The organism is Microbulbifer salipaludis (assembly GCF_017303155.1).
Lineage (GTDB): Bacteria > Pseudomonadota > Gammaproteobacteria > Pseudomonadales > Cellvibrionaceae > Microbulbifer > Microbulbifer salipaludis.
Map to the genome: position 1 here is coordinate 358,454 of NZ_JAEKJR010000001.1, position 26,003 is coordinate 384,456.

Annotated in this window: 26 protein-coding genes; 6 read left to right on the forward strand and 20 right to left on the reverse strand. The window is 57.3% G+C overall.

Annotation, left to right across the window (positions count from 1 at the left end; genetic code table 11):
* Positions 1 to 139: 139 nt before the first annotated feature.
* From JF535_RS01430 to JF535_RS01470, 9 genes are all read right to left on the reverse strand, one after another.
* Positions 140 to 319 (reverse strand): hypothetical protein, encoded by a 180-nt coding sequence (locus JF535_RS01430; protein WP_066959654.1) that lies wholly within the window; start codon positions 317 to 319, stop codon positions 140 to 142.
* A 25-nt stretch (positions 320 to 344) separates the two neighbouring features.
* Entirely contained in the window at positions 345 to 539 is a 195-nt protein-coding gene (locus tag JF535_RS01435; RefSeq protein ID WP_206998218.1) for a hypothetical protein, read from the reverse strand.
* A 458-nt stretch (positions 540 to 997) separates the two neighbouring features.
* Positions 998 to 2,227, reverse strand: a complete 1,230-nt coding sequence (locus tag JF535_RS01440) for a dipeptidase (RefSeq protein ID WP_206998220.1) — start codon at positions 2,225 to 2,227, stop codon at positions 998 to 1,000.
* Between the two features lie 37 nt (positions 2,228 to 2,264).
* Positions 2,265 to 3,059 carry a CPBP family intramembrane glutamic endopeptidase gene (locus JF535_RS01445; protein ID WP_206998222.1) on the reverse strand — a complete coding sequence of 265 codons (795 nt, stop codon included), beginning with the start codon at positions 3,057 to 3,059 and terminating at the stop codon, positions 2,265 to 2,267.
* An 84-nt stretch (positions 3,060 to 3,143) separates the two neighbouring features.
* Positions 3,144 to 3,812: an SCO family protein gene (locus JF535_RS01450; protein ID WP_206998224.1), complete on the reverse strand. Its 669-nt coding sequence runs from the start codon at positions 3,810 to 3,812 to the stop codon at positions 3,144 to 3,146.
* A gap of 2 nt (positions 3,813 to 3,814) precedes the next feature.
* Entirely contained in the window at positions 3,815 to 4,723 is a 909-nt protein-coding gene (gene cyoE, locus JF535_RS01455; RefSeq protein WP_206998226.1) for a heme o synthase, read from the reverse strand.
* Between the two features lie 141 nt (positions 4,724 to 4,864).
* On the reverse strand, positions 4,865 to 5,917 hold the full coding sequence (locus JF535_RS01460; RefSeq protein WP_206998228.1) for a COX15/CtaA family protein: 1,053 nt from the start codon (positions 5,915 to 5,917) through the stop codon (positions 4,865 to 4,867).
* Positions 5,918 to 6,007: 90 nt separating this feature from the next.
* A complete protein-coding gene (locus tag JF535_RS01465; RefSeq protein WP_206998230.1) occupies positions 6,008 to 6,658 on the reverse strand; it encodes a hypothetical protein in 651 nt (216 codons plus the stop codon).
* Positions 6,659 to 6,752: 94 nt separating this feature from the next.
* A complete protein-coding gene (locus tag JF535_RS01470; protein WP_206998232.1) occupies positions 6,753 to 7,613 on the reverse strand; it encodes an SURF1 family protein in 861 nt (286 codons plus the stop codon).
* A gap of 32 nt (positions 7,614 to 7,645) precedes the next feature.
* Between JF535_RS01470 and JF535_RS01475 the strand changes: the two genes are divergently transcribed.
* On the forward strand, positions 7,646 to 7,870 hold the full coding sequence (locus JF535_RS01475; protein WP_066959668.1) for a DUF2909 domain-containing protein: 225 nt from the start codon (positions 7,646 to 7,648) through the stop codon (positions 7,868 to 7,870).
* A 51-nt stretch (positions 7,871 to 7,921) separates the two neighbouring features.
* Here the strand turns inward: JF535_RS01475 and JF535_RS01480 are convergent, their stop codons facing one another.
* The 4 genes from JF535_RS01480 to coxB are packed head-to-tail and all read right to left on the reverse strand — an operon-like array spanning position 7,922 to position 12,148.
* Positions 7,922 to 8,812 carry a cytochrome c oxidase subunit 3 gene (locus JF535_RS01480; protein WP_206998235.1) on the reverse strand — a complete coding sequence of 297 codons (891 nt, stop codon included), beginning with the start codon at positions 8,810 to 8,812 and terminating at the stop codon, positions 7,922 to 7,924.
* 6 nt (positions 8,813 to 8,818) lie between these two features.
* The gene (locus JF535_RS01485; RefSeq protein ID WP_066959672.1) at positions 8,819 to 9,391 is read right to left on the reverse strand and encodes a cytochrome c oxidase assembly protein; all 573 of its coding nucleotides are present in this window, start codon (positions 9,389 to 9,391) and stop codon (positions 8,819 to 8,821) included.
* A 21-nt stretch (positions 9,392 to 9,412) separates the two neighbouring features.
* A complete protein-coding gene (gene ctaD / locus JF535_RS01490) occupies positions 9,413 to 10,963 on the reverse strand; it encodes a cytochrome c oxidase subunit I (RefSeq protein ID WP_206998238.1) in 1,551 nt (516 codons plus the stop codon).
* A gap of 24 nt (positions 10,964 to 10,987) precedes the next feature.
* Positions 10,988 to 12,148 carry a cytochrome c oxidase subunit II gene (gene coxB, locus JF535_RS01495; protein WP_206998245.1) on the reverse strand — a complete coding sequence of 387 codons (1,161 nt, stop codon included), beginning with the start codon at positions 12,146 to 12,148 and terminating at the stop codon, positions 10,988 to 10,990.
* Positions 12,149 to 12,565: 417 nt separating this feature from the next.
* Between coxB and JF535_RS01500 the strand changes: the two genes are divergently transcribed.
* Both JF535_RS01500 and JF535_RS01505 read left to right on the forward strand, forming a co-directional pair.
* Positions 12,566 to 13,945 carry an MATE family efflux transporter gene (locus JF535_RS01500; protein ID WP_242523551.1) on the forward strand — a complete coding sequence of 460 codons (1,380 nt, stop codon included), beginning with the start codon at positions 12,566 to 12,568 and terminating at the stop codon, positions 13,943 to 13,945.
* Between the two features lie 122 nt (positions 13,946 to 14,067).
* The gene (locus tag JF535_RS01505) at positions 14,068 to 14,727 is read left to right on the forward strand and encodes a hypothetical protein (protein ID WP_206998247.1); all 660 of its coding nucleotides are present in this window, start codon (positions 14,068 to 14,070) and stop codon (positions 14,725 to 14,727) included.
* A gap of 14 nt (positions 14,728 to 14,741) precedes the next feature.
* On the opposite strand, the gene JF535_RS01510 is transcribed toward JF535_RS01505, so the two are convergent.
* From JF535_RS01510 to JF535_RS01520, 3 genes are read right to left on the reverse strand one after another with little or no spacing between them, the layout of a single operon-like run.
* Positions 14,742 to 15,548, reverse strand: coding sequence for a hypothetical protein (locus JF535_RS01510; protein ID WP_206998249.1), 807 nt, complete (start codon positions 15,546 to 15,548; stop codon positions 14,742 to 14,744).
* A gap of 19 nt (positions 15,549 to 15,567) precedes the next feature.
* Positions 15,568 to 15,828, reverse strand: a complete 261-nt coding sequence (locus JF535_RS01515; RefSeq protein ID WP_206998251.1) for a YheV family putative zinc ribbon protein — start codon at positions 15,826 to 15,828, stop codon at positions 15,568 to 15,570.
* A gap of 23 nt (positions 15,829 to 15,851) precedes the next feature.
* On the reverse strand, positions 15,852 to 17,900 hold the full coding sequence (locus tag JF535_RS01520; RefSeq protein ID WP_206998253.1) for a M3 family metallopeptidase: 2,049 nt from the start codon (positions 17,898 to 17,900) through the stop codon (positions 15,852 to 15,854).
* Positions 17,901 to 18,040: 140 nt separating this feature from the next.
* Here JF535_RS01520 and JF535_RS01525 point away from each other — a divergent pair, with 140 nt between their 5' ends.
* Positions 18,041 to 18,589, forward strand: a complete 549-nt coding sequence (locus JF535_RS01525; RefSeq protein ID WP_206998255.1) for a gamma carbonic anhydrase family protein — start codon at positions 18,041 to 18,043, stop codon at positions 18,587 to 18,589.
* A 75-nt stretch (positions 18,590 to 18,664) separates the two neighbouring features.
* Here JF535_RS01525 and JF535_RS01530 read toward each other — a convergent pair whose 3' ends face one another.
* Entirely contained in the window at positions 18,665 to 20,764 is a 2,100-nt protein-coding gene (locus tag JF535_RS01530; protein WP_206998257.1) for an alkyl/aryl-sulfatase, read from the reverse strand.
* Between the two features lie 175 nt (positions 20,765 to 20,939).
* Entirely contained in the window at positions 20,940 to 22,373 is a 1,434-nt protein-coding gene (locus tag JF535_RS01535; protein WP_206998258.1) for a TonB family protein, read from the reverse strand.
* Positions 22,374 to 22,645: 272 nt separating this feature from the next.
* Between JF535_RS01535 and JF535_RS01540 the strand changes: the two genes are divergently transcribed.
* Positions 22,646 to 23,890, forward strand: a complete 1,245-nt coding sequence (locus JF535_RS01540; RefSeq protein ID WP_206998260.1) for a Zn-dependent hydrolase — start codon at positions 22,646 to 22,648, stop codon at positions 23,888 to 23,890.
* Between the two features lie 235 nt (positions 23,891 to 24,125).
* Positions 24,126 to 25,037 carry a dimethylarginine dimethylaminohydrolase family protein gene (locus JF535_RS01545; protein WP_206998262.1) on the forward strand — a complete coding sequence of 304 codons (912 nt, stop codon included), beginning with the start codon at positions 24,126 to 24,128 and terminating at the stop codon, positions 25,035 to 25,037.
* Between the two features lie 71 nt (positions 25,038 to 25,108).
* On the opposite strand, the gene JF535_RS01550 is transcribed toward JF535_RS01545, so the two are convergent.
* Together JF535_RS01550 and JF535_RS01555 are read right to left on the reverse strand one after the other, a co-directional pair.
* Positions 25,109 to 25,498, reverse strand: coding sequence for a c-type cytochrome (locus tag JF535_RS01550; protein WP_066959690.1), 390 nt, complete (start codon positions 25,496 to 25,498; stop codon positions 25,109 to 25,111).
* A 26-nt stretch (positions 25,499 to 25,524) separates the two neighbouring features.
* Positions 25,525 to 25,926, reverse strand: a complete 402-nt coding sequence (locus tag JF535_RS01555; protein ID WP_206998264.1) for a hypothetical protein — start codon at positions 25,924 to 25,926, stop codon at positions 25,525 to 25,527.
* Positions 25,927 to 26,003: the final 77 nt, after the last annotated feature.

A 26,003-nucleotide genomic window follows, 5' to 3' on the forward strand; every position in this document is an offset into this window, starting at 1 on the left:
TCGCTTCCGCCCAGTGTGACGCGACGGGCGCACCCGCTCACTGCCGGCGCGGTGAAACCCGTATACGGTGAGCCCAATGCCGATCAGCATGAGTGTGAATACGGCAATCCCAACATAAAGAATCAGAGTGTCTGACATGTCACTGCCGTTTTGCCAGTAGTGCGGAAACCTTGGCGTAGATACCGAAGCACAAAATCGACGGTACCCAGATGGCGGTGAATACACCCTGCTCGCGGTACCCGTTGAACCAGAGGTAACCCGACAGCGCAAAGGCTATCGCAACGGCGAGAAAGATAAACAAGTCCGAGAGCTGGAACATTGGCGCCTCCGTGTCCGGGGAATGGTCAGTCGTGGTAGAAGCCGAGAGCGGCTATCAACAGGCCGGCAATGGCAACAGACGCTGGAATACGCAAACCGGGGATACCAAACACGGTAACCAGTGAGGGCACCACACCCAGCAGCCCCAGCAGGCACCAGACAACCCACGGCAGAACCAGGGCGAGCCCCAAATAGCCCAGCCAGCGTCGCTTAGCGCCCATGCCCGTCCGTTTGTATCGCAGCTTGCACCCTAAACTCCTGCAACATCCTCAGCGTCATTCCGCCTAGTTTCAGCCTAGCTCAAGGCCGACCGACTAGCACATGGCAGCGCGCGCCGGCTCAGGCTCGGGCTCAGGCTCGGGCTCAATAGGTACGGAAGTCGAAAACGGGCGAATTGGGCGGGGAAAGGAGGGCGACAATCAAAAAGCCGCCCCGGGATGGTTTTGTCGACGGGCCTGGAGCCTTTAGACGGGGTATCACTACAGAATCATGTGCAGCAGGTTCATCCCCAGTGGGTAAAGAGACACGCCCAGAAACTGTCGCATCTATGGCACACTCGCTATGCCTCTTTCTCCTTGAGCGCCAACCAGAGCAAGCAATATCAGGTGAGTCGTTTAGTCAATTGGGTTAACTAGTACTGCTGCGAAATAAGGCACATAGCGAATGCTGTTGAAGAGTTTTAAACATCGTCAGTGACGATCTCTCCGGGAGTCTCCGCGAAGGCTTCGACTTCCCGCCATACCCGCAATAAGTTCCCCCCCAGAATCTTCTCAATTTCCACTTCGCTGTAGTCCCGTTCTAGCAATCCGGCTATCAGATTTGGATAGTCGACAACGCTTTTCAGTCCAGCCGGTAGACTATCTCCGACACCGTCAAAATCAGAACCGATACCAAGATGATTAATACCTACTAGATCTCGTACGTGATCAAAATGATCCAGCACATCGTTTATATCGGCATAAACAAAACGTTCCTTGAATATCCTATCCCTGTAAGCATTTAGCTGTTCGCTGTCTTGCGCTAGCGAATTTTCCTGAGCGTATTCTTCAACGGCCAGCTTGATAGCGTCGTAGGAGACTCGGGATTTCTGGCTTACGAAAGTAGAGCCGAAATTGATCATTATCAACCCACCCTGATCTGCGAGAGCAACGATCATCTCGTCGCTCATGTTGCGCTCAAATCCGGGGGTGAAAGAGCGCGCGGAAGAATGTGAAGCAATGACCGGCACCCTGCTAATTTCCATAACCTGCCAGAAAGCCTCATCAGATATATGAGAAACATCGACCATAACGCCTTCGCGATTCATGGCCGGTATCAAATTTTTGCCAAATTCACTTAGACCTTTCCACTGCCGATTTTCGTCATAGGATGAATCTGAGATATGGTTGCTTTTTGCGTGTGTAAGTGTGATATAACGAACTCCCCGCTGTGCAAAATACCTGAGATTATTCAGGTCCCCCTCTAACGGCGCTCCGTTTTCCATTCCTAGTGGCAGAGATAGCAAACCATCCGCGACTTGCTGCATCATTTCATCCACGCTGTACGGTATGGCAAACTTATCCGGATGCTGTTCCACCATCGTTTCCACATGGGAGATGAGCGAGAGAGCCACCTCCCTAGAAGTACCACCCTGCTCAGTTTCCGCCGGGACATAAATAGACATGAAGGGAGTGTTGAGGCCGCCCGACTTGGCTCTTGGATAATCGAAATCACCATCCGCGGTCGATGCCCCAACGTCAATTTCACCACTTTCCCTTTTTGCTTCATCTATTCGGTATGGCACATCGAGGTGTGTATCCACGATAAGTAGTCGTTGGGCCAGCTCTTCAGCCAAGACGTCATATTGAACATTTTCATCAGATGAACATGCGCCCAATAGCAAGCTGATAACCAATACAGATCTTTTCATAAGATTGTCCACAATGTGTCTTTGTTTTAGTCAGGCCTTACACTGGGTACCGCAACAGGGTCATGTGCAGCAGGTTTACCCCCCAGTGGGTAAACACACAGGCCCAGAAGCTGCCGCGCAGTTGCCACACCAGGGCATAACCGAGCCCGGCCACACCCACCAGAGCCATGAGTGCTGGCGTCGCTGCCCAGCCGGTGTGCAAGGTGGTAAATAGCGCGGCGACGAGAAGTGTCGGAAGCCAGCGCCATTTACCGGTGAGCCACTCACCCAGGCCGCGCTGCATCACCCAGCGAAAGAACCCCTCTTCCGCAATGCACACCACCAGCAGGTTGATCAGTGCAGCAATGGCAATGGTGGCATTCAGTTTGGGAGAGACACCGAGCAGTAGCGCGCCCAATAACACCGGTACCGCGACTGCCGCGGCGATTACCGGCAGGTCCGCGCGCCTCAGGGGTTGCGGACGAAACAACATGAAAACCACCACCGTGAGCGCGATGATCGCCTTGGCCGGGCGTAAGCTCGCATAGATCACATTGCCTTCGGCATCGGTATAGGGTGCCAGCACGGTGATGTGGTCATTCCCGGGAACCAGGCCACTGTTGACCACCAGCATCAGTGCACCGGTGATCACAAAACTCACGGCGCGCTTCCAGCGCCTGGCATTTTCCATGGCGACCAGCCCGAGCCAGATCGCCGGCGCAAAGACGCCGATCCAGCCGAACGGTATTGCCAGCAAACACAGAAGCGACGCCGGCAGCCAGAGCGATTTCGTGTCGAAGGGTGTCGCAGCACGAATCACTGGCGTGCCGTCGTGAACATTGAGTGAAAACATAGAAAATCCATTTTCGGGTTCATCAAACGAGAGCAGGCGCCATCTTAGCGCCTGCTGAAATCCATTTCAGTGAAGAAGTGCGCGCTATCCGTTATACGTGGCGCGCATGGATCGATAGGTGAGCTTCATTTTTGCCGGGTCCAACGGCGCCTTGAAAAATCCGTGATAATGTCCGCGAGGATTGATCAATACAACCTGGGAGCCGTGATCCACGGTGTAATTACCGTCGTCCAGAGGCACCTTGTTGAACGGGACATTCAGCTGGTTGGCAAAGCGTTTCAGGTTGAGAAATTCGCCGGTAACCCCATAGAAGTCGGGATTGAAGTAGCGGACATAGCTGTGCAGCTGTTCGGGTTTATCCCGCTGTGGATCGACCGAAACCAGCAAAATATCCGTATCTTCCTGCGTTTCCTCATCCAGTGTCTGGTAGAAATTATTCAGCGTCGCAAGCGTGGTGGGGCAAACATCTGGACAATGTGTAAAGCCGAAAAATACCAGGGTCCAGCGGCCCGCAAGCTCGGTTGTTTTGAACGCATCACCGGTATCCGCAAGCAGCTCGAACTCGTCAAGTATGCGCGGCCGCTCCAGCTTGATCGCACCATTGGCACGCAGCTCGGCATCGGTAATCACCCGCGGCTGACTCAATTTATTTAAGAAGCCGAGCAACACCGCAACCATGAACAACACCATGATCGCAACGGTAAGATAAATTCCGCGTTTCTGCTCCCCGGTCTGCTGGACATTCTCGCTCATGTTCAGGCCCCACTTGTCGGCAGCGCCACCAGATAGTGATCCAGCAGCATGATACAGAACAGTGCCATCAGGTAGATGATGGAGTATTTAAAAGTTTCCATCCCCGCTTTCGGGTTTTTGTCCCGCAGCATTTCAATGGCCCAGTAAAGGAAACCAATCCCCAGTACGACAGCGCCCAACAAATACATCCAGCCGAGCATGGCCGTCGCAAACGGAAGCAGGCTCACCGCAAACAGGATGATGGTGTAAAGAAGTATATGGACTTTGGTGTAACGCACACCGTGGGTGATGGGCAGCATGGGAATTTCTGCCTTGGCGTAATCGTCACGGCGATGCACCGCCAGCGCCCAGAAATGGGGTGGCGTCCAGGCGAAGATGATCAGCGCAAGCAGTAACCCGTGGCCGTGCATTTCGCCAGTGACCGCGACCCAACCCAGCAGAGGTGGCGCCGCACCGGCGAGACCACCGATCACAATGTTCTGTGGTGTCGCACGCTTCAGAAACATGGTGTAGACAACGGCATAGCCCAACAGCGACAGCAAGGTCAGCCAGGCGGTCAGTGGGTTCACAAACGCGAGCAAAATCGCCATTCCGCTGCACCCGAGAACGAGCGCAAAGACCAGCGCTTTCTGCGGTTCAACCCGCCCCCGCGCCACCGGACGGTTAGTGGTACGCGCCATCTTGATATCGACATGACGGTCCACCAGGTGATTCACCGCGGCGGCACCGCCAGCACACAGGGCGATACCGAGGTTACCCAGTATCAGAATATCCAGTGGCACCATTCCCGGTACGGCCAGCAGCATGCCGATCACGGAGGTGAGAATCATCAACATCACCACCCGCGGTTTGGTGAGTTCGTAGTAATCGCGCCAGCCGGCGCGCTGAACATTAACTGCCTGGATACTCATGGTTACCACCTTGATAGCATTTTTATAATTGGCCCAATCCCTTGGCCTTTCTGCGAGGCCGGTCACGTGGTGTGATCCGGCGTGCTCCTTTGTATTTAACCAGAGGTACGACTCTATCCTCTCGAAAAGATAATTTACCCGTTATGCAAAACTCCTGTTCGCTGCCTGCACGGTATTGATTCGATAACAGAAGGTCAGCAGGCTCAACAGTAACAGTGCCGCGCCCGCATTGTGTGCCACCGCGATCGACAGCGGCAGCGACATCACCACGTTCGCAATTCCGAGCCCCACTTGCAAGCACAACACAGCGAACAATCCCTGCGCCCAACGACGCGATCCTGCACACCAGGCGAGCAGGCAAAGCAGGCTTACCAGTAGCGTGACCACGATTGCGCCGATACGGTGTGTCATATGAATAGCCGTGCGCGCGTCACCTTCCAGAGCGCCACCCAGATAGTTCGGCCCGATCTGTTGAGCCACATTGAATCCCTGGGCGAAGTCCGTTTGTGGCCACCACTGGTTGTGGCAGGTGGGGAAATCCGGACAGGCGAGAGCCGCATAATTGGCACTGGTCCAGCCACCGAGGGTGATCTGTATACCCACTGCGACGACCGCCGCGATCGCAAGTGGACGCAATTTTTGCAATGCGGTGAATTCGTGTGGAGGGATCACGCGTTTGCGATAGCGCAGCCGTTCAACCAGCATCCACAGTAACGAGACTGTGGCCATCCCGCCCAGCAAATGTGCAGTCACCACTTGCGGCCACAGCTTGAGCGTCACCGTCCACATGCCAAACGCAGCCTGCAGTACGATCAGCCCCAGTAAAATGTGGCTCTGGATAAATCCGCGATGCCCACGGCGGCGCCAGAACATTACCGTGAGACCGGCCACCAATAGCAGCAGCATACCGGCGAAATAGCGATGCACCATTTCCGGCCAGGTTTTATCGGTTTCTACCGGGGTATCCGGGAATGCCAGGTTGGCGGCAGCAATTTCGTGGCCCTCATTCGGCCACAGCAGATGTCCATAGCAGCCGGGCCAGTCCGGGCACCCTAATCCCGCATGAGTCAGGCGGGTGAAGGCGCCGAGCACGATGACCACCAGTGCCAGGCCGGTGCCGATCAGGGCCAGGCGAAAGCGCCAGTCTTTTTTGTAATTTTTTCGCAATTCGGTGATGTCGGATTCCACATCCATTTTGCTCTCTCCTGAGGCTAAATTCACAGGGGGCCTTTTTGATCCGGGTAGCGGCCGTGTTGACCTGGATAGCTACCCCGATCGCGACCTCTATTTTTCGTAGGAGTACTTCAGCAGTCGCTTGATATCTTTGAGTATCTGGTTGCCGGTATGCCGGTTGTCGTAAACCATCATGGCGAACCCGTTCTGATCCACCAGCAACACACTCGGCCGCACCAGTTGCGCGTGATCGCTATCCGCCAGCCACTGGTCAACCTGCTGCATGTCTACGGAGGAAAAACGCAACAAAGGGTGCTGCCCGGCCAGTTCCCCATGGCGCAGTTCAGTGAGCGGCTCGCCGGTCACCAGCAAACGCTCGACGCGGGACGCTTTTTCGGCGAGGCGGATGTGGACCTGACGGGTGGTATACAGCAGCTTTTCGCATTCGCCTGCGCACTTCTCGTCCGCAACGATCAGGTAGCGCCACCTGGGCTCCGCATCAGACAGATTGATCCGCTGGCCATCGCGCTCGATCAGGTCGAGCTCGGCCACCTGCTGGGCCGGCTTCAACAGTTCACCCTGATTGACGGTACTGGAAGGCATGCCAATGCCGGTGTAGAACACCACATAGGCGGCCAGGATGGGCAGCGCCACCGACGCAAATACCGTGAAACCCGCCAGGCGGCTGGGACCGCTTGTCGGGCGCTGGTTAACGCCCTCGCCACCGTTGGTGGAATGTTCGGTTTGGATATTCTCTGCCACGATCTAACCTCACTACTGCGCCGCCGTGTACCCGGAGCCCCGCCGGACTTGCCGGGAGACCGAGATCGGGTGGCTCGTTATTGTTATTCGTTGATTATGTCTGTTCTGGCGAATTTTTAAACCACTTTTCTCGCACAATTTCCCGCGTTCTGGTCGCCGCCAATAACCACATGATCAGCAGTGCAGCGGCCATCATGAACCACTGCACGGCGTAGCCTCGGTGCTTTTGCGGGTTTGTGGTGATCAATTGCCAGTCGGTCACCAGCGCCGTGTCTGAGTCTGCCCCGAGTCGCACATGCCACTGGGGATGCTGCAGTCCCAGTTGCCGGCCCAGCCCCGTATCCATGGACTGGATACGGACGTGCTCGTCACCCGGTTTTGCGGGTGGGCGTGCACCCACCGTATCGCTTTCCGCGCTTGGATACAGAAACCCGGTCACCACCTTGGCGGCCAGGGGGTAACGCACTTCCGGTAGCTGATTGCGATCCGCCCCGGCAGCGAGCCAGCCGCGATTGATGAGCCAGCGGGATCTTTGCCCGGCCTTCGCGTCCCCAGCATTTGCGCTGACCTCAAATGCCTGTAACACCTCATAACCCACACGCCCATTGCGCGTTCGATTATCGAGATACAGATATTCGTCGGTGTAGACCCCGAGCAAACGAACCGGGGTAAAGATTTCCAGGGATTCAAGGTCGGCGACCGCTACCGGCTGCGAGGAGAGGCGAGTGTTTACTTGCTGCAAAATCTGCTGCTTTTCTTCGGCGCGGTGGAGCTGCCAATTGCCGAGCCCAATCAGCAAAGGAAAAAATAACAGGCACAGGGCACTGAGAGTCCAGCTGCGGATAAATGCTACACTGGCTGCGCGCGGTGGTTCGCTCGCTTCCGTGGAGGATATTCCGGTCACGGTGGATACTGCGTTATCGTCTTTCTGCGACGATCTGATCGGAACAGTCATGCCAACAATACTTCTATAAATGGCGGTTAATTATGTGGCTAAAAGCAATAATCGTGTTGCTGTTTCTCGCCGTGCTGGCCAGTCTGACCAGCGCCCTGCTTTTCCTTCTGCGCGACATGGGTGCGCCCGAGTCAAAGCGTACGCTCTATGCACTCGGAGTCCGTATTTCACTGGCGGCCCTGCTGCTTGTGGCCATCTGGTATGGCTTCCACAGTGGGGTACTCTCCAACACCGCGCCCTGGGCCAATCGATACTGAGCAATGGTCATGGTGGATGGGCTGGTTCCCATCCACCATTTGCATGCAGGTTTACGCACCCAGCACGTAAACAAAGATAAACAGGCCTACCCAAACCACATCGACAAAGTGCCAGTACCAGCTCGCCGCCTCAAAACCAAAGTGGTCGTCGGGCTTGAAATGATGGGCAATGACCGAGCGCAGCAGCATAATCAGCAACATGATGGTTCCCAGCGTAACGTGCGCGCCGTGGAAACCGGTCAGCATAAAGAAGGTAGTGCCGTAGATGCCGGATTCGAGTGTTAATCCCAGTTGCTGATAGGCTTCGAGATATTCCTCTACCTGGAAAAACAGGAAGGTAAAGCCCAGCACAACGGTGGCACCCAGCCACAGATTGAACCCCTGGCGCTTGCCCTTCTTCAGATACACATGGGCAATATGCACGGTCACGCTGGAAGCCAGCAGTAACACGGTGTTCAGCAGCGGCAGGTGCCAGGGGTCGATAATACCCTTGGGGCCAACCACTTTCGCCGCATCGCCGGCCACAGCCTGCTCCGGGGTCACCATCAATGGCCAGGTGTTCTGGAAGCCCTCCCACAACATGTTGGAGGAGCCGCGGTCGCCCTCACCGCCCAGCCAAGGCAGGGTGAAGGTGCGAATGTAATACAGCGCACCAAAGAACGCCGCGAAGAACATCACTTCAGAGAAAATAAACCAGCCCATACCCCACACATAGGAGCGCTTGAGCTGGTCGCTGTTGAGCCCCTGCATGTTTTCCCGGATCACCGCCGCAAACCAGAACCACAGCACCGTGGCCATGGATAGTGCGCCGGCAAAGAAAATATAGGAGCTACCGCCATTGATCCAATTGGCGGCACCGAAGGCCGTCAGGAAGATGCCGATGGTGGCGAAGATAGGCAGCCGGGACTGCTCGGGAACATAGTAGCTGCTTTCGGTGGCCATAGTTTTTTATCCCTCTCGCTCGGAGTCGGTATTTTTGTTGTTCGCTTGTTTGGCAATTCTTTCCGTGACATCAAACAGCGTGTAGGAAAGCGTAATGGTGTTTACACCGGCAGGCAGATCCGGGTCGACGATAAAGCGCAGCCCCAGTTCGGCCGTTTCTCCGGCAGCGAGCGCCTGCTGGTTAAAGCAGAAACACTCGGTCTTGTGGAAATAGCTCGCCGCCTTGAATGGCACCACGCTGGGAATTGCCTGGCCGATCATGTCAGCGTCGGTGGGATTGCGTGCATGGAACACGGTGTCCACCGCCTCACCGGGATGCACATAGATTTCCACCGTGTCGGGCTTGAATTCCCAGGGCATGTTTTCATTGTTGCTGGCAACAAACTGCACTTTTACCCTGCGCTCCGTGTCCACCGCCGCCGGCACCGCCTCATAGCGGCCACCGGTTTTCCCGTTGAGCCCGGTGACCTCACAGAAAGCGTCGTAGAGCGGCGGCATGATGAACAAGGCAAAGCCGAGCATGCTGACCGCGAGGGTCAGCATCTTGACGGTGGTTTTTGCATTGGCACTCATGGACATGGGCATTACCTGCTCACGTAATCAGCGCACGACCGGTGGCGTGCTGAAAGTGTGGTAGGGCGCCGGTGATGGCACGCTCCACTCCAGTCCTTCCGGGTTTTCCCAGACCTCGTCGGTGGCTTTTTTGCCGCCCTTCACGGTGCGAATCACGTTGAACAGGAACACGATTTGCGCCGCGCCGAACAGGAAAGCGCCCACACTGGCGATCTGGTTGAAATCGGCAAACTGCAGCGCGTAATCGGGAATACGGCGCGGCATGCCGGCAAGGCCGACGAAGTGCATGGGGAAGAAGGTCACATTCAGGCCGACAAACGCCATCCAGAAATGCACTTTACCCATGGTCTCGTTGTACATGTTGCCGGTCCACTTCGGCAACCAGTAATACACACCCGCGGTGATCGAGAAGATGGCCCCGGGCACCAGTACGTAGTGGAAGTGCGCCACCACAAAGTAGGTATCGTGATACTGGAAGTCCGCCGGTGCGATGGCGAGCATCAGGCCGGAGAAACCACCCAGGGTAAACAGGATCACGAAGGCAATGGAAAACAGCATGGGGGTTTCGAAGGTCATCGACCCGCGGAACATGGTGGTTACCCAGTTGAACACCTTCACCCCGGTGGGCACAGCAATCAGCATAGTGGCGTACATGAAGAACAGCTCACCGGCAATCGGCATACCCACGGTAAACATGTGGTGCGCCCATACGATAAAGCTGAGGAAGGCGATCGACGCGGTGGCGTACACCATGGAGCTGTAACCAAACAGCGGCTTGCGCGCGAAGGTGGGAATGATCGCCGACACAATGCCGAAGGCCGGCAGGATCATGATGTACACCTCAGGGTGACCGAAGAACCAGAACACATGCTGGAACAGGACCGGGTCACCACCACCGGCAGCACTGAAGAAGCTGGTACCGAAGTGAATGTCCATCAACATCATGGTCACCACACCGGCGAGTACCGGCATCACCGCAATCAGCAGATACGCGGTGATCAACCAGGTCCACACGAACAGCGGCATCTTCATCAGCGTCATACCGGGAGCACGCATATTCAAAATGGTGGCCACGATATTGATCGCCCCCATGATGGAAGACGCACCCATGATGTGCACTGCAAAGATAAAGAAGGTCACGCTGGGTGGCGCGTACTCAGTGGAGAGTGGTGCGTAGAAGGTCCAACCGAAATCCGGTGCACCCCCTTCCATGAACAGGGTGGAAACCAACATCGCAAAGGCGAATGGCAGAATCCAGAAACTCCAGTTGTTCATGCGCGGCAGCGCCATGTCCGGGGCGCCGATCATCATCGGTACCATCCAGTTGGCGAGCCCCACAAAGGCGGGCATCACCGCACCGAACACCATGATCAGGCCATGCATGGTGGTCATCTGGTTGAAGAAGGCCGGCTGCACAATCTGCAGGCCGGGCTGGAACAATTCGGCGCGAATAACCAGCGCCATACAACCGCCAAGCAGGAACATCGCAAAACTGAACCACAGGTACATCGAGCCGATGTCCTTGTGGTTAGTGGTGTAGAGCCAGCGGGTAAAACCGGGTTTGGGACCGTGTGCCATATCTAAACTCCTCTCGGCTCCTGCTTACTTATTCTTGAAATTGAGAATGTCGATGGGCTGCACGGTGTCGCCCATGTTGTTGCCGAAGGCATTGCGCTGGTAGGTAATTACCGCAGCGAGATCCACTTCATTCAACTGTGCACCGAAGGCCTGCATGGCAGGATTATTGGGCGAGCCGTTCACCACCATACTCAAGTGGCCATCCATACCGCCGGTAGCGACTTTGGAGCCGGCAATAGCCGGGAAGGTGCCGGGCACACCCTGACCACCGGGAAGGTGACAGGCCGCGCATGCGCGGTTGTACACGTTTTTGCCACGCTCGTAGAGCTCGTCGAAGGTGAAGGTTTTGTTGGTGAGCTCCTTGATCAGGGCCGCCTGCTCGGCGCGCTTGCTCAACCAGGAGTGATATTCATCTTCCGGTACCGCCTTGACCACGATCGGCATAAAGCCGTGATCCTTGCCACATAGCTCGGCGCACTGACCGCGGTAGATGCCGGGCTCATCGATACGCGTCCACGATTCGTTGACGAATCCAGGGATCGCATCTTTTTTCACTGCCAGGTCCGGCACCCACCACGCGTGGATAACGTCATTGGCGGTAATCAGGAAGCGAATTTTCTTGTTGATCGGCACCACCATCGGCTCGTCAACTTCCAGCAGGTAGTTATCGCTCTTGGGTTGCTGGTTGTTGATTTGCGAGGCGGGGGTGGCGAGATTGGAGAAGAAGGAGACATCGGAACCCAGGTAGTCGTATTTCCACTTCCACTGGTAGCCGGTGATCATAATATCGAGATCGGCGTCCTTGGTGTCGTAGATATCGTACAGGGTTTTGGTGGCGGGTATCGCCATGCCCACCAGAATCAGGGTGGGTACTATGGTCCACGCCAGTTCCACCAGCGTACTCTCGTGAAATTGTGCAGCCTTGTAACCCTTGCTTTTGCGATGACGCCACATGCTGTAGAACATCACGCTAAACACCACCACGCCGATTGCCACGCAGATCCAGAAAATCAGCATGTGCAATTCGTAAGTGGTACGGGAAACTTCGGTAACCCCCTGGGTCATATTGACCCCCCAACGCTGAACGCCCTCCTGTGCTTTTTCTGCCGCTTCTTGAGCGAGCGCACCGGGAGCGAGAACCGTGAGGGTCAGGAAGGCGAACAGCCGTTTTAAGCCCATCAACATCGCCTGCAGATCTCCATGTTTGTTATTCTCGCGGGCCGCTTTTCCGCGGTCGCATGGCTGCTGCCACCCACACAGGAAAAACCCGTGGGCGGTCGCGGCGCTGCAAACCACAAACTAGCGAAACCCTGTAACAGCGGCTGGCTGTTCGGAGGACTGGAGTCTGCCCCGATCCTGGGATCGGGTTATATTCCACACATCATGATGTGGACATGCTGTAGTAAACCAAGACTACATACACTGTTCGCACACCGGGCGAGGACCTCGACTGCGCGATACTGCTGACAGTGCAACTTGTTATTTTTTACTTCAGATGTCGTCGCCCGGAAGGTACAACCAACAACCTGTGTCTTTTGTCGCATCTAGCGTTTTCAAAAGAAACACATTGCCAGAACAAAGTCAATTAAATCGCCAACTTACATGAAAAATTCACCGGTGCGCCCTGGTGCCATTTCCCGCCGTTTTCGCGCTCCCTGTGTGCGTGTGTGGCAACTGGCCTGGCCCATGATTCTGAGCAACATCACCGTGCCGCTGCTGGGTGCGGTAGACACCGCTGTGCTCGGCCATTTGTCGAGTCCGGAATATCTTTCCGGTGTTGCGATCGGCGCCAGTGTGATTTCCATGCTGCTGTGGGCCTTCGGCTTTCTGCGGATGGGCACCACTGGGCTGGTGGCGCGCGCCAATGACGACGCCGACGGAGCGGCCTGGCTGTTGCGCGCGCTTTGCCTGGCGGGGGTACTGGGGTCGCTGCTGTTGTTGCTGGCGTCGCCACTGTTGCCGGTCATCGTGCAGTGGATGAACGCCAGCGCCGAGGCCAGCCCCCACGCCCACGCTTACCTGCAAATCCGCCTGCTGAGTGCGCCGCTGGCGCTGGCCAACTTCGCCCTGCTGGGTTTCTTCATCGGCCGCCTGGACAGTCGCGCGCCGCTGGCAATCCTGGTCACCGCCAACCTGCTGAACATCGTCCTCGACCTGCTGCTGATCCTCGGGCTGGGAATGGGGGCACAAGGCGCGGCCTGGGCCTCGGTGTGCGCGGATGTTTGCGGCTTCGCTATGGGTCTGTGGCTAATGGGCAAACGCCATCAGCCGGCGGTCACGCAAATACGGCGGGTGCTGCTTGAGTCGAATTTCTGGCCTTGGCGCAATGCAGCGCCCTGGCGCGAACTGCTGCACATCAATGCGGATTTGTTTGTGCGCACCTGCCTGCTGCTGTTCACGCTGACATTTTTCACTGCACAGGGGGCTGCTCAGGGGGATACGGTGCTGGCGGCCAACGCCATACTGCTGCAATTGCTGATGATGACTTCCTACGCGCTGGACGGTTTCGCCCATGCCACCGAGTCACTGGTAGGGCGTGCGGTGGGTCGCCGGTCGATGGCGCAGTTTGTGCGCACCAACGCGGCGGCCGGCACCTGGGCGCTGACGTCTGCGGTGCTGATCACTTTACTGCTAATCGGCGGAGAACACTGGATATTGCCGCTGTTCACCAATATTCCCGCGGTTTTATCCGCATCTCTGGAGTACTACACCTGGCTGTGCGCACTGCCGCTGGTGGCGGTTTGGAGCTATCAGTTGGACGGCGTTTTCATTGGCGCGGGCAAAAGCCGGCAAATGCGTGACACGATGATCATCGCCACTGTGATGGTGTTTTTACCTTGCTGGTGGCTTACCCGCCACTGGGGCAACGATGGCATCTGGTTTAGCTTATTTTTGTGGTTTGGCGCACGTTCTTGCGGATTGATGGTCTACTTTTATAACTACACTAAGAACAACCATTGGATGTCATTGGAGCTACGCTAGCGAGTCCTCTTCCAACGTTAAGCAGTCTTGTCTTTCTCTTGAGCAGAGTTCCGCACAGGAGCCAGCGGGGGGCCCGCAGACAATGAAACGGGGAGGCGGTTTCGTCGTTTTTGTTTTGATGTATGCCTGACCATTATCAACTGATCCAGCAGTGCATTGATCGCGCCGTCACCGCCGAACAGGCCCGTGGCAGGTTTCGACGTTCCCTGCACGACACCCTGCCAAGCCTTCATCGAAGTATTCATTTGCCGCAACGGGATGCCCCGCTGCACATCACCTGTTTTGTCATTCGGTATATCCAGGCGATCCCGTCGTGGCTGAAGCGCCTGGATGAACTGTGCCATGCAGGCGGCCTGAACTTTGTTCCCGTGCGCGAGCTGATCCTGCACAGTTTCAGTGAGATTCCCGAGCGACAGCCGCACGAGCACGGCCTGGGTTCGATTCTCGATGAGGCGTACCTGGCCCACCGTACCATGGAAGAAATCAACGATGCGCTGCACCCGATATGCGGCACACCACTGCTGCCGATGGACCCCATGGTGGCCAATCTGGTGGTGCGGGAACTGCTGGGGGAAGCACTGGCCTGCCAGCTCGACAGCCTGGCGGACGTTTTACTGCACCGCTTTGAGCCTACCGAGCTGGACCCGAAGCGACTGGTATCGATGATTCTGCACAAGCAACGCTACGACGACGCACCGGGAGAGTGGCCAGACTTCGCACGTCATATGCAGATTGATTTGCGCGCGCCCTCCCTGCCACACCATATGGATCTTTCGCACTGAGGGTGCGCGGCCGCTTACTGCTCGACGATCTGACGCCAGTTAGCAAAAAAATCCACCTCGCTTTGCAATAGCATACGGTTCAGCTCGTCCGCCTCGCGGTGTATTTTCTTATTGTAAAAATACAGACTGCCGCCGCGCAGGGTAAAACCCTTCGGGTTGTCAGTGAGCAGTTGATAAAAGGCTTCCTGCCGCTCCAGATACTGGAGTACGCGCCGCTTGCTGAATCTACCCTTGCGGTATTTCTGAAAGATCGCCGCCTGCAAATTCTGCTCGGTTAGCACACGTGCTTCTGGCGATATCCTGCTCACGTCCAGTAAACGTTTTATGTCAGCACGCAAGTCATCAAGGTACCTGTCGGCAGCCTCTGCAGCCACCTTGGTGCGATAGATGGCCCTCTTGCGCCGCTCTTGAAACGGTTCACTTTTCGCGGTTTCGAGGCTCCACAGTGGCTTTTTAGCCATTTCCGCCATCGGCCGGAAAATCGTTTTGTGCTGACGATTGGAATTAACTGTCAGTCGATCGCATACCTCCAGCGCGCCCTGCCAGTCCGCAAAGGGTTTGCCCTCATACACAGCATCCGGCAGAGCCGCTACCCGCTGCTCCAGGTGCTCCACCTCAGCCATTAACTGCGCTGGATTTTTGGCCCAGTCATTGGCCTGTAAGGCAAACAGAGACAGTAAGCCCTGGTTGGCGCAGCGGGTAATAAGGTGCGCGGTAAGTGCGTGCTGCTTTTCACGTACTTCGCGATAGTGATCCAGGCCGTAAAAAGCAGCGATAGTGAGGACGATCGCCAGCGCGACCAGTGGATAAATTTTTTTCAAGGGAGCACGATTTTACAGGTTAATTTTTATCGCCCGGCGGCTGCAGTATTTTTACCGCGGTTTCTTCCACTTCCCTTTCTTTTGTCTTGTTCACGCGGGTGTCCAGTTCCCGTGCGGTCGCCTGTAGGCGAATTTCATCTTTAAACCCACAGGCAACGCATTCACGATAATTTTTATCGCCCATTTTGTAATTGACGATCTTGTCCATTTCGCTGCAGCGTGGACAAACCGCGCCGGCAATAAACCGGCGCTTGACGGGCTTTTCAAATTCTTCGCTCAAAATATACCTCGTTAATAAGCGGACTATTCAATGCCCGAGTGCCGCAGCAGCGCGTCAATTTTGGGCGCGCGACCGCGGAATTCTGCAAACAGGTCCTGCGCGTCGCGGCTTCCCCCCTGCTCCAGCACTGCGGTGAGAAAGCGGTTACCGGTGGCCGGATCAAAAATCCCCGTCTCCTCAAATAGCGAAAATGCATCGGCACTCAATACTTCGGCCCATTTGTAGCTGTAGTATCCAGCCGCGTAACCGCCAGCAAAGATGTGGCTGAAACTGTTCTGGAAGCGGTTGTCCGGGGACACCGGCACGACCGACACCTGCGCCCGCACCTCGTTGATCAGGCGCTGGATCTCATCTGCATTGGCGCCCTCCGGGCGTGAGTGCAGCAGGAAATCAAACAGGGCAAATTCCAGCTGGCGCATGGTAAACATGGCGGACTGGAAGTTTTTTGCCGCGAGCATTTTTTCCAGCAATGCCTGCGGTAGCGGCTCGCCTGTCTCGTAGTGACCCGCAATCATCGCCAGCGCTTCCGGCTCCCAGCACCAGTTTTCCAGAAACTGGCTGGGCAACTCTACCGCATCCCAAGCGACACCGTTAATGCCAGAGACCGCGGCCACATCTACCTGGGTCAGCATATGGTGCAGGCCGTGGCCAAATTCGTGGAACAGCGTGGTGACTTCGTAATGGGTCAACAGTGCCGGTGTGTCTTTGCTTGGACTCGAAAAATTACACACCAGATAGGCCACCGGCAGCTGCAGGCCTGCACTGGTCTGGCGGCGCACTCGCGCGTCATCCATCCAGGCACCGCCGCGCTTGTTTTCGCGCGCGTAAGGGTCGAGATAGAAGCCGGCTATCGGCTCGCCGGCGCGTTTCAACCAGTAGAAGTGGACGTCCGGGTGATAGGTGGGAACCGAGCTATCCAGCTCGGCGGTCACGCCGAACAGTTTCTCTGCCACCGCGAAAAGGCCCGACAGCACCTTCGGGTACGGAAAATATGGTCGCAGCTCTTCCTGGCTGACCGCATAGCGCGCCTGCTTCAGCTTCTCCGCAGCCCAGGTCACATCCCAGGGCTGCAGCTGGTCGAGCCCCAGCTCATCGGCGGCAAAGGCCTGCAGCTCGGTAAATTCCTGTACCGCAGCGGGCTTGGCGCGCTTGGCCAGATCCCGCAGGAAACGCTCCACATGCTCGGGGGATTCCGCCATCTTGCTGGCCAGGGAACGCTCGGCGTAATTTTTCATACCGAGTAAATGGGCCTGCTCCGCGCGCAGGGACAGAATCTCCGCCATCACGTTGGCGTTGTCGAACTCGCCCGCATTGGGACCGACATTGGAGGCGCGGGTGATAAATGCATAGTGCATTTTATGGCGCAGCTCGCGGTTTTCCGCGTGGGTCATCACCGCCAGGAAGCAGGGGCCGTCGAGCGTAAGCAGCCAGCCGTCCTTGCCCCTGGCATCCGCCAGAGCACTGGCAGTAGCCAGCGCGGATTCCGGGATTCCCTGCAGCTCGGCTTCCTCGGTAATGTTGAGGCTCCAGGCATTGGTTGCATCGAGCACGTTGTTGGCAAAGGTGCTCTTCAATTCCGCCAGGCGCTGGCTGATGGCGGCGTATCGCTCGCGCTTCTCGCCCTCGAGGCTAACGCCACCCAGATGCATATCCCGCAGCCCGTGGCGGACTGCCTGCTGCCGCGCCTGAGGCCAGCTGGCGAAGTCCGGCGACTTCGCCAGCGCCCGGTACACCGCATACAGCTCCGGGTTCTGGCCCAGCTCGGTCCAGTATTCGGTCACCTGGGCCAGACACGCCTCATAGGGCGCCCGCCAGTTGCCGCTCAATACGCTGTTCAGGTGCGAGACCGGCGAAAACGCCTTGCTTAACTGGTCCTGAGCCTCTTCCAGCGGCGCCACGGTCTCTTCCCAGGTAGGTTCTTTGCCCGCATTTTTCAGGCAAGAATCCAGCTGTTCGCGACAGTTGGCGATAAGTTTGCTGATTGCCGGCTCGGCGTGTGCCGGTTTGACGGTATCGAAAGGGGGCAGCAGCGGAGCGCGCAACAGCGGGTTGGCGGAGGCGGGTTGAGACATCGGAATTCCTTGTCGAGAGGCGAACAGCACCGGGGCGATGATCGCAAAGACGGGTTAACATATGCCCACTATTCTAGTGGATTGCACTCGCTCGTTGCACACTAACACCCTGCTCGAACGCCCGGAGGTCAGCCTTACCCATGTCCGAATTACCCCAGCACACCCTGCGCGAACATCGCGGCCACCGCCCGCAACTCGGTGAGCGGGTCTATATCGACCCCCAGAGCACGGTGATCGGCGATGTGGAACTCGGCGACGACTGTTCCGTGTGGCCCATGACCGTGATCCGCGGCGACATGCACCGGGTGCGTATCGGTGCCCGCACCAGCGTGCAGGACGGTTCTGTGCTGCACATCACCCACGCCAGCGACTTCAATGAGGGCGGCTGGCCGCTGACCATTGGCGACGACGTGACCATCGGTCACAAGGCCTGCCTGCACGGCTGTACCGTGGGCAGCCGGGTATTGATCGGGATTGGCGCTATTGTGCTGGATGGGGCGGTGATCGAGGACGAAGTAGTGCTCGCCGCCGGCGCGCTGGTGCCACCGGGAAAGCGACTGGAGAGTGGCTACCTGTACGTGGGCTCGCCGGCAAAGCAGGCGCGCCCACTGAAAGAGAAGGAGCGAAAATTCTTCACCTACACCGCCGGCAACTATGTAAAGTTGAAAGACGAGTATCTCAGGCGGTAGCCACTTTCTGGTCACGGCAACCTGGTCACGGCCACCGGGCGAAGGCTGCGAGTGAAGCGCCCGCAGCCTCATCGGTTATTGGATTTTATTGGCATCCTGCAGCGGTAGCACCAGGTTCATATCATTCCGCATCTTGCTGCCCATCACGCTGGTGAGCTTGCTGAGCACCTCCTGGTTGCCAGTAATACTCGCCTTGTCGGCACTCAGTAAATCTTTCAGTTTTGCCTTGCCTGACATGGCCGCCAGCAGATCCAGCTTGGCAATTTCCAGCGTTACATCGGCATTTTTTGTCTGGTGATCGGCAACACTGGTCAATACCCCGTTGTTCATATCCAGCGCGTAATCGCCCTCACCTTTCAACTTGAGATTGATGGTGAAGTTTCCGGCACCCTCTGCCTTTTTCTGATCCACCAGCATGGACAGATAGGTCAGCATCAAGCTGGGCGGTAGCGCTCCAAGCACTTCCGGTGAAGCCGTCCCCAGTTTATTGGGGATATTGCCGCCGGCGCGCAGCTCAGATGCGCCAGATAAATACAGGTTGCGATATAAGGTGTTTTCTTCCTGATAGCCAAGCTGCTCAAACGCATCTGCCATCAGCAGATTGACGTTGGTATTCTTGCCATTGTACGCGACCACATTGTTCAAGATATCCACCGTGAAACGGTAATCGCCAGCTTTGAAGCTCTCCAGTGCGAGAGCCAGCACACGCTCTTCGCCACCGATCGCCTTCACATAACGCTTGCCGCGCTCCGCATCCGGATATTTCGCCAACTCGGTCGGGTTGCCGTTAAACCAGCCGAAATTGCGTACATAAGTTGATTTAAGATTGTTCTTGGTATGGCCGTAGTAAGGGCGGTTGTACCACTGCTTGAATACCGAATCCGGTAGCGCCGCGTATTCCGCAATGTCGTCCGGCCGGTAGCCATAATTGGCATAGCGCAGGGCGGTGTTGTAAATCGACTGATACAGATCGCGCTGCGCCTTCAGATAGCGCACCACATTTTCATTCCCCCATACGGGCCAGGTGTGCGGGCCAAAATTGACCTCTACTTCATCGCCCCAGCGGGCCACGGCTTCGGCGAGATAGCTGGCCCAAAGGCTGGCATCGCGGATCTTGGCCCCGCGCAAGGTGTAGATGTTGTGCTGCAGATGATTGAGTTCCTCCGCCATCGACATGGCCTTCCACTGGGGAATGTAAAACACCATTTCTGAGGGTGCTTCGGCGTGAGGCGTGACATAGAACTCGAACTCGACACCGTCGATGGTAACTTTTTCACCATCTTTGGAAATTGTCTTGTTCGGTATCGGCAACCCGGACTGGCCATCGGCAACGGCAGCACCCAGCGCTGCGGTAATTTTGCCCTTCGGGCCGGCGGGTAACACATTGCCGTACTGGTAACCGGCGCGGCGCGCCATGATATTACCGCCCATCACGTTTTCACTGACAGACTCTTCAACAAACCCTTCTGGCGCAATCAGCGGAATCTTGCCACTGGTGAAATCTTCCTTGGTCGCCAGCCCAGCATCGATAATGCCGTTGAAGCCACCAAAATGGTCCGCGTGACTGTGGGAGATAATGACGCCCTTCAGCGGCTTCTTGCCGCGCTCTTGCTGGTACAGCTCAATCGACTTGACCAGTGTCGCCGGCGTGTATTCCACATCGTACAGAATGATGCCGGTGTCACCCTCGATAATGGTGAGGTTGACCAGCGCCTGGCCGCGCACCTGATAGACGCGGTCGATCACCTTGAACAGGCCACCCCGGTTCACCAGCTGCGCATGCCGCCACAGACTCGGGTTTACCTCGGGCGGGGCTTTCTTTCCCTGCATGAAATTCAGTTTGGTGGCCGGGTAAACTCCCTCGATATCGCCATTGTTCAGCAGCGGTGCAATAAACCCGCGTTCGACGTTTTCCTGCGCCGTCTTGTCGTCGAAATCCAGCTCGCCGTACACCGCCTCGTTCAGCTTGCGGGTGTATTCCGAAGCATCCTTCTGCTCCGTTGTAAACGTGTAGTCCGAGTGGGCAGAGAGCTGCTCCGTCGCCTGTTGTGCCTGCGCACTGGCGATCACGCTACCGCCAGTATCCGACGCTGAGGCGTCATCCGTGGATTTGGAGCAACCGGTGAAGAGCGCCACCAGCACAACCAAACCTAACGCGTTCGTTTTGACCGACATGGTGTATTCCCAAAAAGCGATATTGACCCAGCAACCTTAGTCAATAGCGCACCTTCTAGCGTGGGATTGGCACGGTACACCACGCTCAGCCGAAAAACGGCTCATAGAAACTCACCAACAAATAGCTCGCTGAATAATTTGTGACGGCGGGTAGTCCGCGGTCGCCGCCGAGTCTTTACTCTGCGGCGACCTGAACCGAGCCTGGCGCGAGCTCAATGTCGAAGTAGTAGGGACCGCTCCATTTTTCGCCCCGCAGATAGGCAGCCTGTCGATGGTTGGCATCTCGCAGATCCCATTCCAGCTTGCCAGCAGTTTTGATCGCCCGCTTTTGCAGTTTCTGTGCGGTCTTGAAACTTCCCTGCGCGGCAGCGACAGCGGCTTTGGTCTCCAGGATCCGGACCTCGTCAAAATAATTCACCGGCTTCGCAGCAACCAGGTCGGATGCCAGTGCGAGGTCTTGCGCGGAAGGCGCGCCCGGGCCCGAGACCAATTCCCATGCGAGCAACAGACCAGAAAAATAGTGACCGTTTGATGCCGCATTTTTTAACCATCGAATTGCATGCTCCCGACGGTCCGCCTCAGGAATAGCACCAACACTGGTGGCGAGATAATTCTGTGCTTCCGGTACGCCCGCTGCTGCAGCGGCGGTGATCCACTTCAACCCATTTTCAGTATCGGCCTTGCACCCACGCCCCATGACCATGTTGCGGCCGATTTCAAACTGGGCCTGGGGTATACCCTGGCGGGCTGCTTCCAGGTACCACTTGTTCGCCGCCTGATACTCCAGATCGACGCCTTTCATGAACCGACGAAACGAGCGGAACACACCCAGCCGGTAGGCATATACATACTGGGCAACCGCATCACCGGCCTCGGCTTTACCTTTCCATTCATTCAGCTCCGCAACCAGGCGATGCTGATTTTTAACCGGGCCAGTAATGTTGAAAGACACCGCAGTCTTGACCCCACTGGTGGGCTCAGTGACAGCAGCAGGCTCATACCGGTAAGAAAGCGCTGATTCGGCAGCGGCGTTGGCAAAACTGTCCGCGCTGGACTGGGCCACGGTAACATCGCGCACATGGCCCGCGGGCATCACGGAGTACTCCAGTACCACCCGGCCAAACCGGCCGCGCCGCAGCTCGTGTGTCGGGTATCGTGGCTGGGTTTTGGCTATGGGAGTGCGCTCTATCTCGCACTCCTCATCCGATAGCATCACCGGGTTCAGGTCACCCAGGATAGTTTCTTTGCCGTGGGTGTGCAGAAGCTGATCCAAACGCTGCTGGGCAGCCTTCTGTCCATCGGAGTCGAGCGCGGCAAAGATTTTTCCGGCGGTGCGCATCATATCTTCGGAACCGGACTGCGACGCCGCCAGTTGCATCCACGCCCAGCCCTCAACAGGATCCTGCTCGACGTATTCGCCACGGTAGTGCATGACACCGATGTTAAACGCGGAGCTGTAATCCCCGATTGCCGCCAGCGCATCAAAGCTGCGATAGGCCTCAGTGAAGTTACCGGCCGTGTAGGATTCCATCGCCTTGTCGAAATTCGCAAAGGCGGGCATGGCCATCCCCGCAAGCGTCAGTGCTGCCCCAAGAAAAATCCGTTTCATTCACTGTCCCCATCCGTTCATTATTGTGAAGCACGGAAAGCGTAACATTTTTTTTGACGCGTGATTTAACGGGCCGCCAACCGGGCTTGTGTTAAAAGCGGAATTTTATGCACCTCAAAAGGCGCCCGACCGCACAATCCATGGCCTTATCAAATCAAATCCGCAAAAGAGCACGCCACCCTCGGTCAAAATAACTCCTCATTTGGGCCTAGAATCTGAAGGGCCTGAAAATCCCCGATTGCGCAAAAACCAATAACCAGCGAGGCCATACAATGATGGACACCAGCGAGCTGCGCGTGAATGGCCAGCGCCTGTGGAACACCCTGATGGAAATGGCGCAGATTGGCGCCACTGACAAAGGCGGCTGCAACCGCCAGGCGCTGACGGATCTCGACAAGCAGGGCCGCGACCTGTTCGTACAGTGGTGCGAAGACGCCGGCTGCACCGTAACCGTTGACGAGATGGGCAACGTTTTTGCCCAGCGCCCGGGCCGCAACCCCGATCTGCCCCCGGTGCTCACCGGCTCCCACCTCGACACGCAGCCCACCGGCGGCAAGTTCGATGGGGTTTTCGGCGTACTCGCCGGCCTCGAAGTGGTGCGCAGTCTGAACGACGCTGGAATCGAAACCGAAGCGCCGCTGGAAGTGGCCGTGTGGACCAACGAAGAAGGCGCCCGCTTCTCCCCCGCCATGATCGGCTCCGGCGTCTGGAGCGGCGAGTTCAACCTCGACTACGCCTACGCCCGCACCGACAAAGAAGGCAAAACTTTCGGCGAAGAACTCGCGCGCATCGGCTACAAAGGCGAGCTCCCCGCCAAGCCGCGCCCACTCGCCGCCGCGTTTGAAGTACACATCGAGCAGGGCCCCATCCTGGAGGCCGAAGAAAAAACCATCGGCGTACTGAGCGGCGTACAGGGCATGTACTGGTACGACCTCACCCTCATCGGCCAACCCTGCCATGCCGGCCCCAGCCCCATGGAAACCCGCCGCGATCCGTTTATGGGCCTGCACCGCATCCTCGACGAACTGTACAAACTCGCCGAAGAGCACGCCCCCTGGGCCCGCGCCACCTTCGGCGACATCCGCGTCGAGCCGGGCAGCCGCAACACCGTGCCCGAAAAACTCGTCCTCGCCGTCGACCTGCGCCACCCGGACCAAAACATCCTCGACAGCATGGATCAGCGCTTCCGCGAAATCGCCGCCCGCGTGGCCGACGACATCGGCCTCGAGCACCAGATCCGCGACGAATGGCGCTCTCCCGCGGTCAAGTTTGATGACCAGTGCGTGGAAGCCGTGCGCAGTTCAGTGGCCGGGCTGGGTTACAGCAACAAGGAAATGGTCTCCGGCGCCGGGCACGACTCCGTGTACATCTCCCGCGTTGCGCCCACTAGCATGATCTTTGTGCCCTGTGAAAAAGGGTTGAGCCACAATGAAGCGGAAAATGCGGAACCGAAGGACCTGGAAGCGGGGGCGAATGTGCTGCTGCACGCGATGCTGAAGATGGCAAACCCCGGCTAAGCGGATTGGTGGATGCGCTGCGCTTATCCACCCTACGGACTAAATAGAACGAAGAAATTGAATGCGAAGCCGCTGCTGGCGGTAACCCTGCGCGAGACCGTCTGCGGCCAGGACGGCCGCAGCCGAGCCCCCAGGGATGGGTTTACGGCGTGTCGCGCGCAGGGTTACCGCCAGCAGCGGCGCCACGGAACCGCCTGAGCGGAACCACGGACTAGAAAAGATTCGAGAAACTAAAATGACCGAATTTACTTACAAACACCGCAACGACAACGGCAACACAGCGCCGCTGAAAAACTGGGGCATCGATTCCGAGTACGGCGTGCTCACCGACCTGCTCGTCGGCCCCATCGACAACTACACCTGGCAGATGGGCAACGCCGCCAGCCGCCGCTCCGTGCGCCTCGGCCGTCAGTTCGACGCCGCCGTCGCCAAACGCCAGCACCAGGAAATGCTCGACGCCTACAAACATGCCGGCGTCACCACGCACCTGCTGCCCGCCGACGCCAACCTCCCCTACCAGCTCTACGCGCGCGACAGCAGTGTCATGACCCCCTGGGGACCCATCGTCACCCAGATGTACTCCCCCTGGCGCCGCGGCGAATGGGTCGATGTGGTCAAGACCTACCAGAAACTCGACATCCCCATTTACGACATCATCACCGCCGGCAGCCTGGAAGGCGGCGACTTCATGGTGCTCGAACCCGGTGTCATCCTGTGCGGCTACAGCGGCGAGCGCACCTCACCCCAGGGCTTCAACCAGATGAAAAGCTGGATCGAAAAAGAAGGCTGGGAAGTGAAAGGCTACGAGTTCGACCCCTACTTCCTGCACATCGACGTACTCGTCGCCGCGCTGGCGGAAAAGCTCGTCGCCGTGTGTGTCGACGCCGTAGAGCCGGAACTGGTGCAGTGGTTCAAGTCCCGCAACTTCGACATCATCGACATCTCCTACCCGCAGGTGATGGAGCTGGGCGTCAACGTTGTCGCACTGGGTAACGACCGCGTCATGCTGCCGTCCGACAACACCGAACTGAAGGAAAAGTGCCGCGCCCACGGCCTCGACGTGATCGACCCGGACATCTCCATGATCACTGCCGGCGGCGGCGGTGTGCACTGCATGTGCCAGCCGCTGGCAAGAAAGCCTGCGTAAGGTGCATCGCAATAAAAAAGGTCGGCAATTGCCGACCTTTTTTATTAATCTCGCGTCAGTGCCGCATTCATTCAGCGCGCCGCTTTAATCTCTTCTTCGCTCACCAGCAACACCCCGTCACCCCAGGTATTGGAAATAAACGCAATAATCGCTGCAATCTCGCGATCGGTCAGAAATTCCAGCGGCGGCATCAGATCTTCTTCACCACCATTGCGACGCGGTGCCGAGCGCCCATGCAGCAGCGTGTCGATCAACAGCGACTTGTTCGCCAGCAGCTTGGGATCGTGCAACGATGGGTAGAGCGCCTCCTCACCGTAACCGTCCAGCTGGTGACACTTTCTGCAATTATCCGCAAAGGTCAGTGCGCCCAGCGCGATCAAATCCCGCGTGTCCTGCTCAGACGCAGTTGCGCCCAGAGACATCGCCGCCATCAGCAGAGCGATCGATAGTTTCCGTTTCATTGTATGCACCCTGTTTGTAACACCGTTTATTTTCCCTGGGCTCTCAACCAGCCTGAACCCGCAATACCCCCGGCCGCACAGGCCAGAATAATCACCAGCGGCGCAAGCGTACCCAGTGCCAGTGCGCCGACCCCAAGGCCGCGCATGGGCAGCAGCACCAGCAGCAGAATACCTGCGGGAATCAGGGATAGCAGAAAGCCGCGACTGATCCAGCTCTTGCGCCAGGGCAACAGGAATATCAGGCCGCAGATGCCGCCCCAGACTACCCGTTGGTAAATATAGGCATTGGAGAGATAGGGCGCGATATCCACGTGCAGAAAGCGGGTAAACCCGTAGTGCCCCATGGCCCACAGGCCCAGGGCATAGGCGAGCCCGGCGATGCCGCCGGCGGCAAAACAGATGGAAAGATTTTTAATGAATTCACGCATACAGCAACCCCCGGTCAATGGTACCGCCAGGAAAAACCTGGCGGGTTCAACGGGGTCAGTATGCCAGATCCACTGAA

Excerpts from the sequence above, each read along its gene's own strand:
- JF535_RS01505 (WP_206998247.1), top strand. The coding sequence starts at position 14,068 with ATGCCTGACCATTATCAACTGATCCAGCAGTGCATTGATCGCGCCGTC.
- JF535_RS01485 (WP_066959672.1), bottom strand. The coding sequence starts at position 9,391 with ATGTCCATGAGTGCCAATGCAAAAACCACCGTCAAGATGCTGACCCTC.
- JF535_RS01540 (WP_206998260.1), top strand. The coding sequence starts at position 22,646 with ATGATGGACACCAGCGAGCTGCGCGTGAATGGCCAGCGCCTGTGGAAC.
- JF535_RS01535 (WP_206998258.1), bottom strand. The coding sequence starts at position 22,373 with ATGAAACGGATTTTTCTTGGGGCAGCACTGACGCTTGCGGGGATGGCC.
- JF535_RS01545 (WP_206998262.1), top strand. The coding sequence starts at position 24,126 with ATGACCGAATTTACTTACAAACACCGCAACGACAACGGCAACACAGCG.
- JF535_RS01555 (WP_206998264.1), bottom strand. The coding sequence starts at position 25,926 with ATGCGTGAATTCATTAAAAATCTTTCCATCTGTTTTGCCGCCGGCGGC.
- JF535_RS01475 (WP_066959668.1), top strand. The coding sequence starts at position 7,646 with ATGTGGCTAAAAGCAATAATCGTGTTGCTGTTTCTCGCCGTGCTGGCC.
- JF535_RS01430 (WP_066959654.1), bottom strand. The coding sequence starts at position 319 with ATGTTCCAGCTCTCGGACTTGTTTATCTTTCTCGCCGTTGCGATAGCC.
- JF535_RS01440 (WP_206998220.1), bottom strand. The coding sequence starts at position 2,227 with ATGAAAAGATCTGTATTGGTTATCAGCTTGCTATTGGGCGCATGTTCA.
- JF535_RS01520 (WP_206998253.1), bottom strand. The coding sequence starts at position 17,900 with ATGTCTCAACCCGCCTCCGCCAACCCGCTGTTGCGCGCTCCGCTGCTG.
- JF535_RS01550 (WP_066959690.1), bottom strand. The coding sequence starts at position 25,498 with ATGAAACGGAAACTATCGATCGCTCTGCTGATGGCGGCGATGTCTCTG.
- ctaD (WP_206998238.1), bottom strand. The coding sequence starts at position 10,963 with ATGGCACACGGTCCCAAACCCGGTTTTACCCGCTGGCTCTACACCACT.
- JF535_RS01470 (WP_206998232.1), bottom strand. The coding sequence starts at position 7,613 with ATGACTGTTCCGATCAGATCGTCGCAGAAAGACGATAACGCAGTATCC.
- coxB (WP_206998245.1), bottom strand. The coding sequence starts at position 12,148 with ATGTTGATGGGCTTAAAACGGCTGTTCGCCTTCCTGACCCTCACGGTT.
- JF535_RS01435 (WP_206998218.1), bottom strand. The coding sequence starts at position 539 with ATGGGCGCTAAGCGACGCTGGCTGGGCTATTTGGGGCTCGCCCTGGTT.
- cyoE (WP_206998226.1), bottom strand. The coding sequence starts at position 4,723 with ATGAGTATCCAGGCAGTTAATGTTCAGCGCGCCGGCTGGCGCGATTAC.
- JF535_RS01480 (WP_206998235.1), bottom strand. The coding sequence starts at position 8,812 with ATGGCCACCGAAAGCAGCTACTATGTTCCCGAGCAGTCCCGGCTGCCT.
- JF535_RS01460 (WP_206998228.1), bottom strand. The coding sequence starts at position 5,917 with ATGGATGTGGAATCCGACATCACCGAATTGCGAAAAAATTACAAAAAA.
- JF535_RS01500 (WP_242523551.1), top strand. The coding sequence starts at position 12,566 with ATGAAAAATTCACCGGTGCGCCCTGGTGCCATTTCCCGCCGTTTTCGC.
- JF535_RS01445 (WP_206998222.1), bottom strand. The coding sequence starts at position 3,059 with ATGTTTTCACTCAATGTTCACGACGGCACGCCAGTGATTCGTGCTGCG.
- JF535_RS01530 (WP_206998257.1), bottom strand. The coding sequence starts at position 20,764 with ATGTCGGTCAAAACGAACGCGTTAGGTTTGGTTGTGCTGGTGGCGCTC.
- JF535_RS01525 (WP_206998255.1), top strand. The coding sequence starts at position 18,041 with ATGTCCGAATTACCCCAGCACACCCTGCGCGAACATCGCGGCCACCGC.
- JF535_RS01450 (WP_206998224.1), bottom strand. The coding sequence starts at position 3,812 with ATGAGCGAGAATGTCCAGCAGACCGGGGAGCAGAAACGCGGAATTTAT.